This window comes from Kordia sp. SMS9, assembly GCF_003352465.1.
Lineage (GTDB): Bacteria > Bacteroidota > Bacteroidia > Flavobacteriales > Flavobacteriaceae > Kordia.
The window spans coordinates 3,431,240-3,450,478 of the sequence record NZ_CP031153.1 but is presented as its reverse complement, the minus strand read 5'-3'; the positions used below and the strand labels follow the sequence as shown (position 1 = coordinate 3,450,478).

10 protein-coding genes are annotated in these 19,239 nt (G+C 34.0%); 7 read left to right on the top strand and 3 right to left on the bottom strand.

Annotated features, from left to right (window positions below; genetic code table 11):
* Nucleotides 1-10: 10 nt before the first annotated feature.
* Complete coding sequence (locus KORDIASMS9_RS14515) at nt 11-3,529, bottom strand: tetratricopeptide repeat protein (protein WP_114903535.1); 3,519 nt, start codon at nt 3,527-3,529, stop codon at nt 11-13.
* A gap of 254 nt (nt 3,530-3,783) precedes the next feature.
* On the opposite strand from KORDIASMS9_RS14515, the gene KORDIASMS9_RS14510 reads away from it, so the two are divergent.
* The 7 genes from KORDIASMS9_RS14510 (at nt 3,784) to KORDIASMS9_RS14480 (ending at nt 13,805) form a co-directional block, all read left to right on the top strand.
* Nucleotides 3,784-6,606, top strand: coding sequence for a hypothetical protein (locus KORDIASMS9_RS14510; RefSeq protein WP_162819973.1), 2,823 nt, complete (start codon nt 3,784-3,786; stop codon nt 6,604-6,606).
* An 18-nt stretch (nt 6,607-6,624) separates the two neighbouring features.
* Entirely contained in the window at nt 6,625-8,595 is a 1,971-nt protein-coding gene (locus tag KORDIASMS9_RS14505) for a hypothetical protein (RefSeq protein ID WP_114903533.1), read from the top strand.
* Between the two features lie 12 nt (nt 8,596-8,607).
* Entirely contained in the window at nt 8,608-9,942 is a 1,335-nt protein-coding gene (locus KORDIASMS9_RS14500; RefSeq protein ID WP_114903532.1) for a T9SS type A sorting domain-containing protein, read from the top strand.
* A 314-nt stretch (nt 9,943-10,256) separates the two neighbouring features.
* Nucleotides 10,257-11,303, top strand: coding sequence for an efflux RND transporter periplasmic adaptor subunit (locus KORDIASMS9_RS14495; RefSeq protein WP_240321055.1), 1,047 nt, complete (start codon nt 10,257-10,259; stop codon nt 11,301-11,303).
* On the top strand, nt 11,300-12,562 hold the full coding sequence (locus KORDIASMS9_RS14490) for an ABC transporter permease (RefSeq protein WP_114903530.1): 1,263 nt from the start codon (nt 11,300-11,302) through the stop codon (nt 12,560-12,562). The genes KORDIASMS9_RS14495 and KORDIASMS9_RS14490 overlap by 4 nt, the downstream gene beginning before the upstream one ends.
* On the top strand, nt 12,562-13,236 hold the full coding sequence (locus tag KORDIASMS9_RS14485; RefSeq protein ID WP_114903529.1) for an ABC transporter ATP-binding protein: 675 nt from the start codon (nt 12,562-12,564) through the stop codon (nt 13,234-13,236). Before KORDIASMS9_RS14490 ends, KORDIASMS9_RS14485 begins: the two co-directional genes overlap by 1 nt.
* A 119-nt stretch (nt 13,237-13,355) precedes the next feature.
* Nucleotides 13,356-13,805 (top strand): Hsp20/alpha crystallin family protein, encoded by a 450-nt coding sequence (locus tag KORDIASMS9_RS14480; RefSeq protein WP_114903528.1) that lies wholly within the window; start codon nt 13,356-13,358, stop codon nt 13,803-13,805.
* Nucleotides 13,806-13,915: 110 nt separating this feature from the next.
* On the opposite strand, the gene KORDIASMS9_RS14475 is transcribed toward KORDIASMS9_RS14480, so the two are convergent.
* Together KORDIASMS9_RS14475 and KORDIASMS9_RS14470 are read right to left on the bottom strand one after the other, a co-directional pair.
* Complete coding sequence (locus tag KORDIASMS9_RS14475; RefSeq protein WP_114903527.1) at nt 13,916-15,502, bottom strand: solute:sodium symporter family transporter; 1,587 nt, start codon at nt 15,500-15,502, stop codon at nt 13,916-13,918.
* Nucleotides 15,503-15,823: 321 nt separating this feature from the next.
* The gene (locus tag KORDIASMS9_RS14470; RefSeq protein ID WP_114903526.1) at nt 15,824-19,129 is read right to left on the bottom strand and encodes a non-ribosomal peptide synthetase; all 3,306 of its coding nucleotides are present in this window, start codon (nt 19,127-19,129) and stop codon (nt 15,824-15,826) included.
* Nucleotides 19,130-19,239 lie beyond the last annotated feature (110 nt).

Here is a 19,239-nt window from a genome sequence, read left to right as displayed (position 1 = left end):
TAGATATTTTTTAAGTAAAGTACTCGCTAGGTTTTTTACCAAATCGATGTTCATACAATTGTGAAAATCGCCATACATTGCTCATTCCTATTGTAAAAGCTATCGCTTTTACATTTTTATATGTTTGGTTTTCCAAAAGTTTTCTAGCTTCTTGTAGTGCTACTTCTTGTTGAAATTTTTTAGGTGTCAGCCCAGTAATTTTTTTTATTTTTCGTTGAAATTGTCGTGAGCTTAGGAAAAATTGATCTGCCAACGATCCGATGTTAAAATCTATGTTTTCTAATTCTTTTTGAATGCTTTTTTCTACTTCCTTTAACCATTCAGCATCTGTTTGTTTTACAGTAGTGGTTTCAAATTGATGTTCTGAAGTTTCACTTTGTATCGCAGCTTCTATTTCTTTAGCTACCATTTGTCGCACAGTATATCTTTCCAACAAATTATGCACACGCGCCATCAATTCTTCTGGAGAAAATGGTTTGCTTAAATAATCATCAACACCCAACATGAGTGCTTCCAATTTAGAATCATCATTACTTAAAGCAGTCAACATAATCACAGGAATTGCATAATACGACTCATGATTTTTCAATGCTTTTAATAATGCTTGTCCGTCCATTTCTGGCATCATGACATCAGACACAATGAGATCAATTGTTGTTTTCTTTAAAACTTCTAATGCCTGTTTTCCATTATTTGCGGTATATACATTGTATTTCGGGTTGAGTAATTGTTGAATAAATCGTTGCATGTCTGGATGATCTTCCACGATGAGCAAATTGTATTGTTGTGTATTTTTTGTAAAGTGCTCGTTCGTATCTGGGAGATCTTCTACTTCTTCAGCAAAAAATGCAGCTGTTTCTTCAACTTTTGAGGATCCTATTTCCTTAAAAGGCAGATATAAAGAAAAGATACTTCCCTTTCCTACTTCGCTAGAAACTGTAATTTTTCCATTCATCAATTGCACTAATTCTTTTACCAATGCCAAACCAATCCCTGTTCCACCTTGAAGCGTGTTATCAGCATTTTTACTTTGGAAAAAACGATCAAAAATATGTGGCAAATCCTCTTCTGGGATTCCGAAACCAGAATCAGTTACTTGTATATGCAATATGTCGTTATCAACAGCAGCCAAAAATGTAACATAACCGCTAGATGGTGTATGCTTCATGGCGTTTGAAATGAGGTTATTTATAATTTTCTCGACTTTTTCTCTGTCTAATAAAACATACGTTTCTTCTGGAATTTCAGACTTAAATTCATAGGTAATTCCCAAATGTTTCGCGAGTGAATGGTAATTACTCACCGAACGTGATACAAAAGCGTTGATATCTAACGTTTCTTCATACAATTCTAATTTATTAGATTCTAGTTTGGAAAGTGCTAAAATATCGTCTACCAAACCTTTGAGTTGCTTTGTATTTCGCTTTACCAATTCTAGCTGTTGTATTTGATTTGCATCAAATTGATTTTTCTCATTGGAAAGCATGTATTGTATAGGACTGCTTATGAGTGTTAAGGGTGTTCGTAATTCATGCGATATATTTGCATACAAGCGCGATTTAGAGACATCTAGCTCTTCAAGTGCTGCTTTTTGCTTTGCAATTTCAAGATTTTGTTGATTTAAAAGTTCGTTTGCTTTCTTTTTATTAGCAGAATTTCTGTATAGCGAAAATACAATGGCAATGAGCGCCAAACTCATCAAAATGACAATATAAATGATCCAGCGTTGTCGTTCAACAACTTGCTGTTGTTTTAGTTCATTTTGCTGTTGTAAAAACACTTCTTCTTGCTTTTGTTTTTCATACTCATATTCCAATTCTTTTTGAATGAGTGTACGCGTATTATCTGCATCAAATAAAGAATCTTTACTTGCTTGATACAATTCGAGTGTTTCAAACGCTTTTTGATAATTTCCTTTTCTTTGATAAATAGGATATAAATATTTGGTTGCCTCTTTGATTCCCTGTCTATCATTAGTAGCATTGGCACTTGTCAATGCTTTTTCAAAATTGGTCACCGCTGTACTTTCTTGATTTTGGCTAATATACACTTGCCCAAGCGCTATATAGGCTTCTGTGATCAACTCTGGAAGATTGCATATAGAAGATTTAGGTAGTACTTTGTTTAAATAATTTGTGGCAGAATCTAGTTTTTGTAGCCCGAGATAGGCTTTTCCTATAATCAACTGACTTTCGCGGATTTGACAACTATCTTGAAAAGACTGAAATTGCTGCAATGCTTTTGTACTGTACGAAAGTGCTTTTTGGTATTGATTTGTTTTTATAAAAAGCTCACTAATATCATTTTTCGTTTTCGCCACATTTGAAGAATCTTTTAATACACCGTAATTTTCCAGCGCTTGTTCATGATAGTTTATTGCCTGTTCAAAATTATCTTGTGATTTGTGTACATTCCCAATCAAACGATACATATTGGCGACTTGTGCTTTATTTTTAAGTTCTTCTGCACTTTTTAAAGCATCATAATACAACTGAAGCGTTTTGGTCAATTTTCCTTGTAAAAAATACCACTCGCCAACTTTTTGATATTCAAAAATAAGCGCATTCACTTTTCCCTTTTCTTTATAATAATCAAACACTTGATCTATATAATAAAAAGCAGAATCTTCTTGTTGTAAATTTAAATGCGCCAACCCAATAAAGCTCTTATTTTCAATTACTTTTACTGTATCTTTTAATTCTTCATAAAGTTTACGACTGCTGTGATAATTATCGAGAGCTGCATTGAAATTACTGGATTGAAAATAAGCTGTTCCTATGTTGAATAAAATACGTGCTTGCGGTTGTTTTATTCCCAATTCCTTAAATACTACAACACTCTTTTTAAAATATTCCAATCCTTTTTCCTTATTCCCATTGTCAGCATAGATAATGCCTTTCATAACATAGCAGTCAGCAGTAATTAATGGATCATTGGACGTATTGTCTTCCATCCGTTTTTCCGTAAAAAAATGTGCTTGCTTGAAATTTTTCTGTTGCCAATACAATCCCGCTAATAGCTTATACGGAAAATCTATTGAGTTTTTATTAGAAAAACGCTCATACATTTTGTGTCCTTCTAAATAGTTTGCAATAGCAGCATTAAAATTGCGTTCTAGATAGTAGCTAAAAGCAATTTTAATATACATTTTGATGCTTACTTCATCCAATTTCTGTTGTTGACTAATTGCTAGTACTTCTTTATAAATAACTCTGGCTTTTTCCGCATTAGCAGGACTTTTAGATATTAAAATATCTCCTTTGTATGATGTTAATAGCAATCTCGCTTTCTCATTTTTTACTTTTTGAGATAACACTATTCCATCATTGATATACTTTTCTAGCAATTCTGAATCGTTGGAATTTAACGTTTTGGCAATATCTAAATACGCTTTTAGCCGTATTTCTTCGGAAGCTTTTGACTGAATGATCGTTTCCAAACTATCCACTACTTTCTGATTTTGAGCACCAACGATACAAAACATTAACAGACAAATTAATAATAGGAAAGTTTGTTTTCTTAAAGGCATGATTACATGTTTTGCAAGCGCTTATTTTCTTTTTTACTAAAGATTTTTATGGCTTTTATTTGCATAAATTTAAGAAAAACTTGTCTTTTTTGCTGAAATCCAAGCATATAATGTCGCTTTTTGTCTACCGATGTCCGTTTCTGTATAGGTTTGTCGCTTTTTGAATGGATGTGTCTGTTTTTGTCTACACATAACCCAATTGATGCTCTTATGTTTGTTCAAAAAAATATTAACCTCAATAAAACTTTTAAAACATGGTCACAAATTTTTCATACGTACAGCAACGTACAACAGCAAAAAAAAGATTTAAGACAAAGATATCCTTGTTACTTCTATTCTTTATTGGAGGTGCATTTTTAATGAATGCACAGAGTGGAACAGTGAGTGGATCTTCAACTGGTACTAATGCTGATATATATGTTGTTAACAAAGACTCTGAAGATAACACTAACGATGCTTCACTTAGACTACAAACGTATGACAATACAAGACATACAGATTGGATGCTAACAGCAAAAAGTAGTGGGCTTTTTCAAATTGGATTCTGGGATAGTACTAATCACAACGATAGTTATTTTAATAGATTTGATAAACTTCCATTAACGTTAACTGAATTTGGAGAACTAACAGTCTTAAAATCTGGAAAATTTGGTGACTTGAGTATAAGTCCAAGAACACTATCTACAGGAACACAGATTACATTTATCAGTGATTTTGAAAATAAAATATATTTAGCTTCTAATGCAGGTGAGAGTGATAGTTCAACTGATGCAAATATAATTTTAGATGGAGATAAAACAAGTTTTCCAAAAGATGTAACCATTGGAAACACTGTTGAATCTCATAATTTAACAATTACTGGAGAATTAGAAGTTTCTGGAAATGGTTCTTTTGGAGGATTAAGATTAGGAAGGAGAAATGTTCCTTCACCAGTGTCTGGTGCAGGTAGTATTACAAAAACATTTATCACAAACGAATCTGCTGATGGCGGATATGATATGATTTCACAATATGATTCGGGTACAACTTCCATTGAAGGAAAACTTGTTAATATTTATGTTGAAGACACTCAAAAAGTACTGTTCTCAGAAACAAATACAAAAATTAGTGGCAATGTAGGAATAGGAATTGGTACTCTTGAAAATCCTAGATCAGAGCTAGATGTCAATGGAAAAATTACGAGTGCAGGTACAAAAATAATTACCCATGGTAATAATGCTGCGCTAACGTTTCAAACTGTTGATCGCGGCAATACACTAGGCAATAATCAAGAACAAGGAATTGCTTTTCAAAATAGTGGGAATTGGTATACTTGGAATATGTTTAGAAAAAAAACAACCGGAAATAAAGCTGATTTAGTTTTTGCTGGAGGACTAGAGGATAATGTAACAGCATTACGAGAAAACCTCATATTACATTCTGACGGTGGCGCTACACTGAAAGGAGCACTAAAAGCTGAAGATATTATATTTAATGTAGGTACTGAAGAAACACCTAATTTTCAAAACCTAGAAAGCTATATCACTGATGATATCATACAAAGTGCTGTGTGGGATAAAGATCCAATCACAAAAGATATATCTTATAATTTAGGAAAAGTAAATATTGGGAATTTACAAATAGATAATACCACATCCGCAGTAACTGCTGATGACCCTGCCGAAACAAATTATGCAAAAATTTATGATTTTGAAGGACTTACGCTAAATTCTGGGAGTAATCTTACGAAGCCTAATATATTTTTGCATGGAAATAATACAGAGTTTAATAAACCTGTATCTATCAATCCACAGTTTTTAAATGGCTCCGAAGAACATTCTTTAGAAGTTCAAGGGACAGTATCTATTGATGGTCAAATACTAGGAGGAGATTTAGATCATGATTCAGTAAAAAACACAAAGTTTCACGATACTAGCTATTTTAATGTAAATGGTGCATTTGGAGTAGAAGGAGCAGCTAGTTTTCTTGGAGAAACCAATTTTTTAGGAACAATTTCAGCAGAAGGTGGTGGGGCTCTTTTAGGCACTTATGTAATTGGAAATCCATTAACAGGAGAAGGTGATAGTGTCTTAGGAACGCATTTAATTGGTGATGTTAATATCGGAGGGAATTTAAGTAGCGACTTCCCTGGTTCTTCAATAGTAAGCGATGTATTTGGTGGATTGGATTTTGCAAATACTAAGCTTAATGTACACTCGGAAGCAATTTTTTCAGGACAATTCAAAGTAGAAGATCGAAGTTCTGCCGCAAATATATTGGAAGGACCAATTTTTGAAGTAGATGTTGCTTCTGCAAATAGAAAAGTAGATGTTGGAAATTCAAAAGATGGAGCTCTTTTTAATGTTCATGGTAGATTTTTTGTACGAAAAGATAATGCAGGTACTGCTATTTCTGGAGAAGATATTGACGATCATACAAATATTTCTTGGGTCCTAAAAGTTGACACGAAAGCTAGTACTCCTATTGTAAGTGTAGGGCATAATAATACATCTGACAAATTTAGCGCATATAACGGCCATGCAAATTTTGAAGTTGTAGGCCAATCGGATCTAAAACATAATGTAAATATTGGTACTGAAGATGAAAATAAATATGATCTAAATATATTTAGTAAAAACGTAAACATCGGAAAAGAAGGAGAAATAACAGAACTAGATGATGATGGTAATGAGGTAATTGTGACAGATCTTACAAAAATACCTACGCTGAACGTATACCATCGTTCAAACTTTCATTATGATTTAGTTGCTAATAGAATTGCCATCAGTGCTGACCCTAAAGCTTTTGAAAGTTGGCCTGATTATGTTTTTGCATCCGATTATGAATTACTGTCATTAACTGAAGTGGAAGAATTTATTGCTGCACATAAACACTTACCTGCGGTACCTTCTGCAAAAGAAGTGGCTACTAATGGAATTGATCTTATGAAAATGAACGCTACTTTACTTGAAAAAGTAGAAGAATTGACACTCTACACAATTGATCAAGAAAAGCAAATTGAAAAATTAGCCCAACAATTGAAAGCACAAGAAGATCGCTTACAAAAATTAGAAGTATTAGTATTAAAAAAGCAATAATCCTAAATACGTATACACATGAAAACAATTAGTTACATAAGAAATATGTGTTGTATTTTAATTGCAATTATATGCAACTTTCAAAATACACAAGCACAGTCAGATGTTGTTTTGGCTCCTGACAATGTCAGTGCGAGTAACGAAACTATAGGGTTCACTGTTGAAAACCTTTATGATGATAACATCAATACATTTTGGAGTAGCGGCACGAATCCAACAGAAGTCACTCCGACCTATGTTCAATTTAGTTACAATACCGCTAAAAGAGTCAATACCTTAGTCCTTAAAGGAAGTATTAGAAATGAACGAAGAAATGATCCAGGTAAATTTTCTTTTCAAGCTACCAATGCGCCTGAAGATGATACTAGCTGGGTAACTTTATATCAACGTACTGACAACACCGCACTATTTGATGTACCTGGTGATACCAAAAGTTTTCCTATTGAAAACCCAGATGCATTTGGAGGACCTTTTACAAACTACAGACTTAAAATAACTGGAAAACCCGCAGCTTACATTAGGAATGTACATATAGCTGAAATGGAGCTAAAAGGTCCAAGAGCTTTGGGATCGAGTGAAGAGCTTGATGAATCAGATTTAAACTTAGAAATCTATCAAATAAAAGTATCTGAAGGCAATGCCACCTTGATTGTTGTTAAAAATATTGAAACCGATGAAGTTCTAAGTTCTACACTCATTGATGCAGGAAGAAAGAAAGATGACGGAAAATTAATTGCAAAAACCATCATTGACAATGCAGATTCTGTTTTAGACAATATTTTTATTACGCACTACGATCGAGATCATTACGGCGGGCTTTCTCCTAATGATGGCCTTTTAGACAGAAGATGTAAAATAAATAACTCGTATGGATTTAGTATTGTACCTGAAGATGCTGTAAATAATAAATTAAACGTATATAGTATAAAAGGAGATAATCAAAATCCAGTTCCATCAAGTTTAAATAACAAAATTAACACGTATACAAATAACAACACATTGACTTTTTTGCAATGGAAAAACGATACTGAAATAAGTCTTAGTGGAGATGGTGAAGAAATTAAGCTCATCACACTGGCAGTCAATGGAACGTTACGAAGTGGTTCCACTAGACCTGACAATCTAGTAAAAAATAACAGGTCTGGTGTCGCACTAATTGTTTGGGGAGATTTTACATTTTTAGTACAAGGAGACATCCAAGGAGCTGGGAAAAATGATAATATTGGACGTACGAATGCCTTTTATTGGCCTAATCTAGCAAATCCAACAAAAAGGATTCCTGAAAACTGGGATTCTGGAAGTGGACAATTGGCACAAAACCTTTCATTAAATATATCTACACCATCTACAGGATCTGCATCGGGTATTCGCAGACTAAATGTTACAGAAATGGATAAAGCTGGATTGCCTGTGCAAGCACCGTTAGCCTTAGAAGATTTAGAACAAGAAACTGATGCGCAAAAATTAATTACAGGCTTAGGGATGTTTTACGATAAATACTACATCGCTTATCCCAATAAATGGTTATATGAGCTTGGGGAATTAATAGATGATCACAATAATGGAGGTGGGTATGCACAAGTTTGTGTAGCATTACTTCCACATCATGGAGCTATGAGTAGTAATTTGTGGTTTGATAGTAGCTACGGAATTATCTCTACAAATGCAAGAGGAAATCATGGGCATCCTTTACCGCAAGCTATAGAAGCAGCATATCATACAAGTGGAATTTCCAATTTCTATTTTACGCATTTAGAAAATAATAAAACCTATCACGGACAAACACTTAACCGACTTAATGAACTTAATAATTGGAAAAACTCGTATGTAAGTCCAAATAATGTATTACAAAATGTAAACTTCAATATTCTAAATACTTCGGATAAGTACTTCAAAATTAAAGTAAAACATGAAAATGATATAAAGAAGTTTCAAATAAACAACGGTGATACGGAAAGTGATGTATTTATTGATTGTACGTTCAACTAAAAAATTAAAATTATGAAAAAAATAAAACTCACTTTTTTACTGTGTGTCGTTGGATTTTTATTAAGCGGAAAAGCATTTGGTAATGAAAAAACAATTAAGCTATCAATTATGTATACAGCTAGTGTTGCTTCAAAGGTATCTGACATTAAACAACAAGCAGAAAATCAGATAAATATTATTAAAACAGTATTACAAAATTCAGGTATTAACGATGTAATCATAGAAGTATCGTACACCAAACTCACAAAATATATAGAACCACAGAATAGAACAAACGGATATATCAGATTTCCATTTGATGGCACTTATCAAATTTTAGATGAAGTGTCAAATCATGCGAAACTAATGGATTATTTTATTGACAATAATGTAAATAGTTTTGATCAAAATGGAGTAAATTATATTGATAAAAGCGAACTATCGCAATCACTTATTAGTATTGATGCCAGTACAAAAAACAATATTGTCCTTTTTATTGTGGATGAAAATGGTCCCGCAATTATTTCAGAATATTTTCCTAAGGATTTAACCGGTCGCACATCCAAAACTTTTTATTCTATCATTAATTATCAGGTGTTTTCTAACTTGGATATTTCTTTGGCTTTGGGCTTTTTCGGAATTTTTACAAGCATAAATGATGCGGATTTAGATATAGAAGACGAACCCTCAAACTCTTCACTAATGAGTTTTTGGGTGTACGATGATGCATCTGTACTTAAAAAACTTTCAGATGCTAATAAAAGCTCTTTTTTATGCAATCTATCAAAACTGAACTTAAAAGCACCTGCATTAATGGAAATTGGCGGAATGCTTATTGTTGCTGAAACTGAAAATAGTGTTATTGAAGCAAACAATTCAATCGTGATTGTTCCCTATTCAGATGTAAACAAAAGACCTTTCTCAGTGATCGCTCCTGATGCAGATGATTACTCGATCGTATTCACAAATGTTAGAAAGAAACCTAGAGTTAACGATCCTATTTGTGTTGTTCCCAATGAGCGTCAAATTTCTTCAGATAATATACAATTTATAGAACCTGATGAAGAAGAGATCGTAGAGGAAACAATTACAGAAGTTGAATACGATACCAATGTATTACCACCCTATCCAAACCCAACCAATGGTGAACTGAATTTTGAAATGTATATTGCAGAAACAGGCTTCTATAAGTTAGCCATGTATGATATCACTACAGGAAAACAAATGAATGTGATTCATAAAGGAAATTTAGAAAAAGGCGAACATACAATCAAAACAAATGTGAGCAATCTACGTTCTGGACTATATATTTACCGATTAGAATCAACAAGCCTAGAACCTATAACAGGAAGAATTATTGTAAAATAAAAATAGATTCCTGTCTATACAGAAACACAATATCTATGAAACCATCCTATAAAAATTAGGATGGTTTTTTATGTATAATTAAAGTATGAACATAGCAAACGGAAATATGATCGTAAAACTTCGTATGTAAAAAGAAACGTTTACTGATATATATCATTTTACAAGTGTAGCTAACGCACTACTTTTGAGGTATACCTTTTTCGATTCCTAAAGTTTCAAAACTTCAAGCCACTACGAATTGAATCATATATAAACGAATACTAATATTTAATTTTAAAACGATGCGGATATTTTATTTGATAAGTATATTTTTTATGATCATTTCCTGTTCGAAAAAAGAAAAAATCCTTCCAACCGAACAAACTTTAGTAGAATCTGTATACGCTTCTGCGACCATTCAGCCAGACAGTTTGTATCAAGCTTACGCGATTGTGGGTGGAATTTTAGATGCGAATTTGGTAGAAGAAGGCGAATTGGTTTCGGCGGAACAATCCATCATTCAAATCATAAATAATACTTCCAAACTCAATACACAAAATGCAAAATTTTCATTAGAACTTGCAAAAGAAAATTACAACGGAAGTGCGGCACTTTTAAGCAGTATTCAAGATGAAATTGAAGCGGCTTTCCTAAAATACAAAAACGATTCTATCAATTATGTACGCCAAAAGAAACTTTGGGATCAAAATATTGGTTCTAAGATAGAATTTGATAGTAAAAAGCTGCAATACCAATTGTCTTCAAACGAATTGAAACGCCTGAAAAATAGATACCTCAGCACGCAAAACGAATTGCAAACTGCGGTAAAACAAGCAAAAAACACTTACGAATCTTCGTTGATTACCACGGACGATTACACCGTAAAAAGCAAAATAAAAGGCAAAGTATATGCACTTTATAAAGAGCCTGGCGAAATTGTAAACACTATGGAATCTTTAGCGAGTATTGGAAGTGCCACCAATTTTGTGATTGAATTGCTGGTAGATGAAGTTGATATTGTAAAAATTAAAAAAGACCAAGAAGTGCTGGTGCATTTGGATGCGTATGACGGAATTGTTTTTAAAGCCAACATTTCTAAAATTTATCCCAAAAAAGATGAAAGTAATCAAACGTTTACCGTAGAAGCGGTTTTTGACGACATGCCAGATGTACTTTTCCCTGGACTTTCGGGCGAAGCAAATATTGTAATTTCTCAAAAGAAAGATGTATTGACGATTCCGAAAGTATATTTGATCGAAAATAACAAAGTAGAAACTGACGAAGGAATCATCAATATTACGACAGGATTGCAAAATATGGAATATGTAGAAGTGACTTCTGGATTGACGAGCGAAACCTTTATTTATAAGCCTGCACAATGACAAACTGGAATGTTATATTGAATATTGCCAAAACACATTTGCTGACAAAAATAAAGCAAACAAGTACGGCGGCACTTGGTGTTACTTTTGGAATTGGTTCTTACATTACCTTGGTCTGTTTTATGACAGGATTGAATACAATGTTGGATAGTTTGATCCTGAATCAGACACCACATGTACATATTTACAACGAGATAGAACCTTCTGAAAAACAACCTATTGCCTATTACAAAGAGCTTCAAAATAGTTTTCATATCGTTCATTCTATTAAGCCCAAGCAAAGTCAACTAAAAATTCACAATGCATTACCAATTATTCAGTATTTGGAAAAAAGTGAAGATGTGCGCGGCGCATTGCCACAGCTAAAAACCCAAATATTTTACATTGCGGGTTCTATTGAATTGGGTGGAAATTTGACAGGAATTCAACCCATAGATGAAGTGACTTTTTTTAATATGGACGATTATATTGTAGAAGGTTCTGCGGAAGCGTTGGATCAAACTGATAATGGCATTTTATTAGGCATCGGCATTGCCAAAAAAATGTCGCTCAACATTGGCGATCGCGTGCAAATACGTCCTGTGAATGGTGGAACTTTTCCACTGAAAATAGTCGGGTTTTACCAAAGTGGAATTGCAGATTTGGATGCGATACAGAGTTTTGCCAATTTGAAAACTGTACAGCGAATTTTGGGGAAATCGAACAATTATATTACAGATATCAATGTAAAGTTGCATGATATTGAAAAGTCGGTGCCGTTGGCGCAACAAATTGCACAACAGTTCAATTTGACCGCAATTGATATTAAAACGGCAAACGCACAATTTGAAACAGGAACGACCATTAGAAACCTTATTACCTATGCCGTTTCTATCACTTTGTTGATTGTGGCAGGATTTGGAATTTACAATATTCTCAACATGTTAATTTATGAAAAGATGAACGATATCGCCATTTTAAAAGCCGTTGGATTTTCAGGAAAAGATGTGCAACGCATTTTTATGAGTCAGGCAATGATTATTGGACTTGTGGGTGGAGTTTTAGGATTGATTATTGGGTTTGGCTTGGCAAAACTCATTGGAACGATTCCTTTTGAAACTGAGGCTTTGCCAACCGTAGCCACGTATCCGATAAATATGAATCCGATGTTTTTTATCATAGGATTTACTTTTGCCATGCTATCTACATTTTTAGCAGGGTATTTACCGTCTAAGAAAGCAAAAAATATTGATCCCGTACGAATTATAAGAGGCCAGTGATGAGTGTAGTTTTACAAGCAAAAAATATCAATAAGTACTTTAGAAAACCAGTGTTATTTCATGTATTGAAAGACATTAATTTTCAGATTACAGAAGGAGAATTTACCTCTATTATGGGGAAATCAGGTTGTGGAAAATCTACGTTATTATATATACTTTCCACAATGGATACCGATTACGATGGCGAATTGTATTTGAACAACGAACTTATCACAGGACAACCTAAAGATCATTTGTCATTTTTGCGGAATAAGCACATTGGTTTTGTATTTCAATTTCACTATTTACTTTCTGAATTTTCTGTAATGGAAAACGTGATGTTGCCCGCTAAGAAACTTGCAGAAAAATCATTACAAGAAATTGAACACGATGCTATTCAAAAGTTGAAAATGCTCAATATTGAACATTTAGCCAATAAGAAAGCTTCTCGAATTTCTGGTGGAGAAAAACAGCGTGTTGCCATTGCCAGAGCGTTGATTAACAATCCTTCTATTATTATGGGCGACGAACCTACAGGAAACTTGGATAGCAATAATGCAGACAATGTGTTTAACATTTTTAGGCGTTTGTCTGACGAAGAAAAATTATCGCTTCTCATTGTGACACACGATGAAGATTTTGCTCGTAAAACCGATCGTATTATTGAAATGGGTGATGGGAGAATTATTAGTTGAATTTTCGCTCCAAAATCTTCAAAAAAAGCGTCATAACTGACGAAAATCATTGTATAAAACTAAGTTCATTTGTAATTTTATGTTGTAAAAATTAAAGTATAACCTAAAATTATTTCATTATGTCCCTCATTAAATATAATAACAGAAACAGACTATTTCCTTGGGGAAATACAGGATTGCGAAGCTTTTTTGATACTAGCGACTTCTTTTCAGATGATTTTTTTGCAGAAGACGAGCTCATGCCAGCCATGAATATTAAAGAACATGAAGCAGACTTTGAAGTTGAATTTGCTGCACCAGGTTTTACGAAAGAAGATTTTGAAGTCACCCTTGATAACAACATTTTGAATGTTAGTGGCGAAAAAGAGAAAACGCATGAAGAAAAAGAGGAAAACTACTCTCGAAAAGAGTTTAGTTATAATTCTTTTAAAAGATCCTTACAACTTCCAACAACGGTAAATACCAATCAGGAAGTGAAAGCTACATACGAAAACGGTATTTTAAAGTTGCATCTTCAGAAAAATGAAGAAACTCCAAAAAACCCTAAGAAAGTGATTAAAGTTCAATAATTTTCTTAGCTTTTTATCTAAAAATTGGTTGCTTTATGAATGAAATATCGCAACCACAAAATCACAGTCTAGTTGTTTGATTTTTTTAAGATTGAATGACTAGACTTTTGTTATGAGAAAAACACAAACGTCCCAATCACGATCACGATGACAATGATTCCAATAGGTTTGGCTAATTTCCACGGAGTGATGTCTACTTCTTGTGTGAATTTTTGTTCGTACGCTACTGCTCTTGGAGATAGTTTTCCAATGAGCAACATGATGAGAATATTTATCACAAATAAAATTGCCATGACGTGTAAAAAGTGTGGATAGTTTTCTTTGCCAAAATACGGTTGTAATACAAACTGACTTATTACATATAAAACAACACCTAACACAATGGCAATATTGGCGGCTTTTGCAGGAACGTACTTTGTCAAATATCCCACAATAATAATTGTCAAAATTGGAATGCTATAACAACCATTCACTTCTTGTAAATAACCGAACAAACCATCTGAAGCATTTGCAATAAACGGTGCAACACACATAGCGAGTAAAGCTAATAACACTCCAAAATATTTTCCTGCTTTTACTGTTTGTCGTTCGGTAGCGTCCTTTTTGATGAATTCCTTGTAAATATCCACACCAAATAAGGTGACAGAACTGTTGAGCGCACTATTAAACGAACTTAAAATAGCTCCAAATAAAACCGCCGCAAAGAAACCTACCAACGATGCTGGCAATACTTCTGACACTAATTGTGGATAGGCTTCATCTGAATTTGCCAAGTTTCCTTGAAATAAGTGATAGGCAATGATTCCAGGAACTACCACAATCAAGGGACCTAATATTTTTATGAACGAAGCAAATAGCAATCCTTTTTGTCCTTCTTTTAAGTTTTTGGCGCCCAATGCTCGTTGAATGATTGCTTGATTGGTTCCCCAATAAAACAATTGTACCAGCATCATTCCTGTAAAAATAGTAGCAAACGGAATGGTAGATCCACTATCGCCAATCGCATTAAACTTTTCAGGATTTTCGTGGAAGAGTGTGGAGATTCCTTCCGTGACACTTCCTCCTCCAATTTCTTTTAAGCCAAAGTATGGAATCAGTAAACCACCAATGAGCAAACCAACAGCATTGATCGTGTCGGAAACCGCAACGGCTTTTAATCCTCCAAAAATCGCATAGATGGAACCTACTATTCCAATCGCAAATACAGAAATCCATAAGGCAAGCGTTTTAGAAACGCCCAAAAGTTCGGGAATGTCAAACATACTGTTAATCGCCAACGCTCCTGAATACAGAACAACTGGCAACAATACCACAACATATCCTGTTAAGAACAGTCCGGAAGTAAGTGCTTTGGTGGTTTTATCATACCGTCGTTCTAAAAATGTGGGAATCGTAGCAATGCCACCTTTTAAGTATCGTGGTAACAGAAAAATCGCGGTGATGACCATGGCAATCGCTGCTAAGGTTTCCCACGCCATGACTAAAATTCCTTCTTCGTATGCAGAACCGTTCAAGCCTACGATTTGCTCTGTGGAAAGATTCGTTAGTAGTAATGATCCTGCAATGACAATTCCCGTAAGGCTTCTTCCTCCTAAAAAATAACCATCCGAAGTGGTTTCATCTGTAGAACGTGTTGCAACGTACGAAATGATAGCTACTAGCGCTGTAAAGCCGATAAAAGAAAGAAGTCCGATCATGTATTGAAGTTATGTTTATGAATATTTTACTGTATAGCAAACCAATTTTGCTTGTAATATACAAAACATAACTTCTGGTGGCAAGTTGATGAATGCTAAGCTCGTTTTTATGTATTAATACATTCGTTTTGTGCCACCAACTAATGACCTAATGCTGTTTCATAAGAGTTTGCGTAGGATTTTGCTAGTCTAGCTCCTAATTGAAATGCTTTTTGCTTTAGAAGAAAGCATTGTTATATCTGTATCTTTTTATAGATATTTTGAGGAATATTTGATTAACTAACTTTCTAGTGAAATTGTAGTCATGACTTTTCGTACTTCTTAAATTACAAAGTTTTCTATGTCTTCATCGTCTAAATCATCTGTCATACTTTTTCGTTCTGTAATTGCAATTAATGCTGCCATACTTTCAATAGTACTATTCTTGAAGAGGTTTCTTATGTGAAAGTTTGTTTTATCAAATTTTTTGTTGATTTCATTTATGAGCGTTATTGCCAATAAACTATGTCCTCCTAATTCAAAAAAGTTATTGGTCACTCCTACTTTTTCAACTCCTAATACTTCTTTCCATATTTTGGCAAGTGCTTCTTCTATTTCATTTTTTGGAGCTACATATTCTATGTTGGATTGTATCGAAATTTTTAATTTTTCTAGTGCTTTTCGATCTACTTTTCCGTTTGGTGTTAAAGGAATTTTATCCAATACTTCTATATGATTCGGAATCATATAACTTGGTAATTTTTCGCTGAGATAGTTTTTTATAGTGTTATTATCTACGGCTTCTTTTGCTGTAAAGTATGCCACTAATGCATCGTGCTGTTGGTATTTTTTAACCAATACAACAACTTCTGAAAGATGCGCGGAAGATGCGCGAATTGCCATTTCTATTTCTTCTAACTCAATACGATATCCTCTAATTTTCACTTGATTGTCTTCTCTTCCCAAGAATGTAATGTTCCCATTTTGTTGCCAAGAAGCTACATCGCCAGTATCATACATGAGCGTTCCTTTTTTAAATGGATTTTCTATGAATTTTTCTTGTGTCACAGCATCTTTCCCCAAATATCCTTTTGCAACACCATCGCCCGCTAAGTATAAACGACCTACCACACCTGTTGGTACTAATTGCAAGTTTTTGTCTAAAACATAAGCGCTTGTATTGGCAATAGGTTTTCCAATAGGAATGCCGTTTTTGTATGATTTTGTTGCCTCAAGTTTGTATGCTGTACTGTAGGTTGTGTCTTCCGATGGCCCATATAAGTTCCGTACTTCTATGGTTGTTTTTTGTAATTTTTGTGCGATATCTATAGGAAATGCTTCTCCAGCCAAATTGATCATGCGTACATTCTCTAAATTTATAGTACTTTCCAACAGTGATCGCATGCTTGAAGGCACTGTGTTTATAAGAATATTTGTATCATTTGCTACAGTATCTAAGATGGCTAATGCATTTGGCAATAAACGAATTGTTTTTCCTACTGATAATGGAAAGAATAATTCATAGATAGATAAATCGAAGCAATGTGAGGTAACTGCATATACAATGTCAAAATTGGTTGTATTGAATTCTTCTTTTGCCCAAGCTAACATTGCCACAGCATTTTTATGCGTAATCAGTACACCTTTTGGCTTTCCTGTGGTTCCAGATGTATAAATGATATATGCAACCGATGCAGGATCAATTTTGATTTGTAGATTTTCACTCGAATATGTGTCTTGCTTTGGTAAGAAGTCCTCGTATATTTTTTGATCTATGACACAAGTACACTTGCTATCGTTTTGTATGTAGTGTATTCTTTCTTCCGGATATGCAGGATCTATAGGAACATACGTTGCGCCTAGTTTCATAACTGCTATGATGGCTATAGGTAATTGTGAGTTTCGTTCAAGTTTTACACCTACAAAGTCTCCTTTTTTTATGTTGAATGTTGCTACCAAATATTGTGCAAACTGATTGGCTTCTGCATTTATTTCTGCATAGGTAAAAGTAGTATCATCAACTAGTAATGCGGTATGATCAGGATGTTTTTCAACGGAAGCTTCAAATATATTTGTGATTGTCTGCGAATGATCATACGCTAATTCTGTAACAGTATTTGTCAGCAAACTTTGTTGTTCACTTTCAGAAAGTATTTGCAAGGTATCTACCGAAGTTTCCAGATTTTTGATGCCATCTGCCAATAGGTTTTCAAAATGTTGAATTAATTGTTGTACAAATGTTTCTTCGTAAAGATCAGTATTGTACTCCAACGCCAGTTCTATATGACCGTTGTATTCAGAGAATGAAAACGTCATATCAAACAAACTCACTTTTGGCGTAACGGCATTGTATGGATGTATGGTAATTCCTTCAAATGATTTTGACTGTTGCAACGTCATGCTTTGTTGGTTTTGCAAAACAACCATCACATCAAATAAAGCGGTACGAGAAGCATCTCTTTCTAACTTTAATTTTTCAACCAATTGATCAAACGGATACATTTCGTTTGTATAAGCATCAATCAGTTTTTGCTTTTGTAATTTGATCAGTTCACGAAGACTCATTTCTGTATTGAGTTCTGTTCTAATTGCAAGCGTATTTAGGTACAATCCTATTTGATTTTTCACTGCTGAATGACCTCTACCAGAAGTGGGAACACCTAAAATAATATCAGAGTTTCCAGCGTAGCGATACAAAATACCATTGATCCCAGCCATCAACATCATAAATAGGGTTGCTTCTTCTTTTTCGGCAGTTTTTTTAACAGTTTCACTCCAAGCAAGAGGAAATCTGTTGTGTATAACATCGCCTTTATACCCATTTATAGCAGGACGTGGTTGGTATGTTGGCAGTGTCATTTTGGGAAGTTCACCTGAAAATTCAGAAAGCCAATATGTTTCTTGTTTGTTAAGCTTTTCCTGCATTGGTTCACTTTCCATCCAATATGCATAATCTTTATATTGAATGATTAATTCAGGCAAAGTAACCTCAAGATTTTGGTGAATGTCGTTGTAACTTTTGATGAGTTCTCCAGAGAAAATTTCCATAGACCAACCATCGCCAATAATATGATGAATGGCAAATACCAAAATATGTTTGGTAGGTGATACAGGAATTACTTGTGCTTTGAGTAATGGTGCTTGTGCTAGATCGAATTCTGTATGGTAGAATTTCGCTATTATATTTGTTGCATCTAAAGTTTCTGGGAGTATCTCTATTGAAAAATTGATATCAGCAACGGGTAGAATTTTTTGCCAAATATCTCCATCTTTTTGAATAAATTTTGTTCGAAGACTTTCATGACGTGCTATGAGAAATTCGGAAGCTTTTTGCAATGCTTCCAGATGTAATTGCCCTTCCATTTCAAACGCTCCAAAAATATTATATGCTGTGCTTCCTCCTTCAAATTGGCTTAAAATCCATATTCGTTTTTGAGCAGCAGTTAATGGATAATATTCTTGAACAGGAGCTTTCGGAATTTCCATTTCAGGGTTTCCTAAAACAGCTATCAAATCTTCTTTTTGCTGTTTTATTTCTTGAATTAGGGCTGGAGTTAGCGTGTTTTTGGGTGCTTTTATTTGCAATTCTCCATTTTTAGCTTCTATTCGAATACCCAGTTTATATAGTTTGTTTACTAATTGGTTCATTCACTATTTATTTATAAACAAATTCTTCAAAATTACTTTGTTAGTATCAAGCCACTGTCGAATAGTTTGTAGAAGCGGTAATGAGCAATGCAATGAAACTTCTTTCAAAG

Coding starts and splice junctions, on each gene's coding strand:
- KORDIASMS9_RS14515 (WP_114903535.1), bottom strand. CDS start 3,529: ATGCCTTTAAGAAAACAAACTTTCCTATTATTAATTTGTCTGTTAATG.
- KORDIASMS9_RS14510 (WP_162819973.1), top strand. CDS start 3,784: ATGGTCACAAATTTTTCATACGTACAGCAACGTACAACAGCAAAAAAA.
- KORDIASMS9_RS14505 (WP_114903533.1), top strand. CDS start 6,625: ATGAAAACAATTAGTTACATAAGAAATATGTGTTGTATTTTAATTGCA.
- KORDIASMS9_RS14500 (WP_114903532.1), top strand. CDS start 8,608: ATGAAAAAAATAAAACTCACTTTTTTACTGTGTGTCGTTGGATTTTTA.
- KORDIASMS9_RS14495 (WP_240321055.1), top strand. CDS start 10,257: ATGATCATTTCCTGTTCGAAAAAAGAAAAAATCCTTCCAACCGAACAA.
- KORDIASMS9_RS14490 (WP_114903530.1), top strand. CDS start 11,300: ATGACAAACTGGAATGTTATATTGAATATTGCCAAAACACATTTGCTG.
- KORDIASMS9_RS14485 (WP_114903529.1), top strand. CDS start 12,562: ATGAGTGTAGTTTTACAAGCAAAAAATATCAATAAGTACTTTAGAAAA.
- KORDIASMS9_RS14480 (WP_114903528.1), top strand. CDS start 13,356: ATGTCCCTCATTAAATATAATAACAGAAACAGACTATTTCCTTGGGGA.
- KORDIASMS9_RS14475 (WP_114903527.1), bottom strand. CDS start 15,502: ATGATCGGACTTCTTTCTTTTATCGGCTTTACAGCGCTAGTAGCTATC.
- KORDIASMS9_RS14470 (WP_114903526.1), bottom strand. CDS start 19,129: ATGAACCAATTAGTAAACAAACTATATAAACTGGGTATTCGAATAGAA.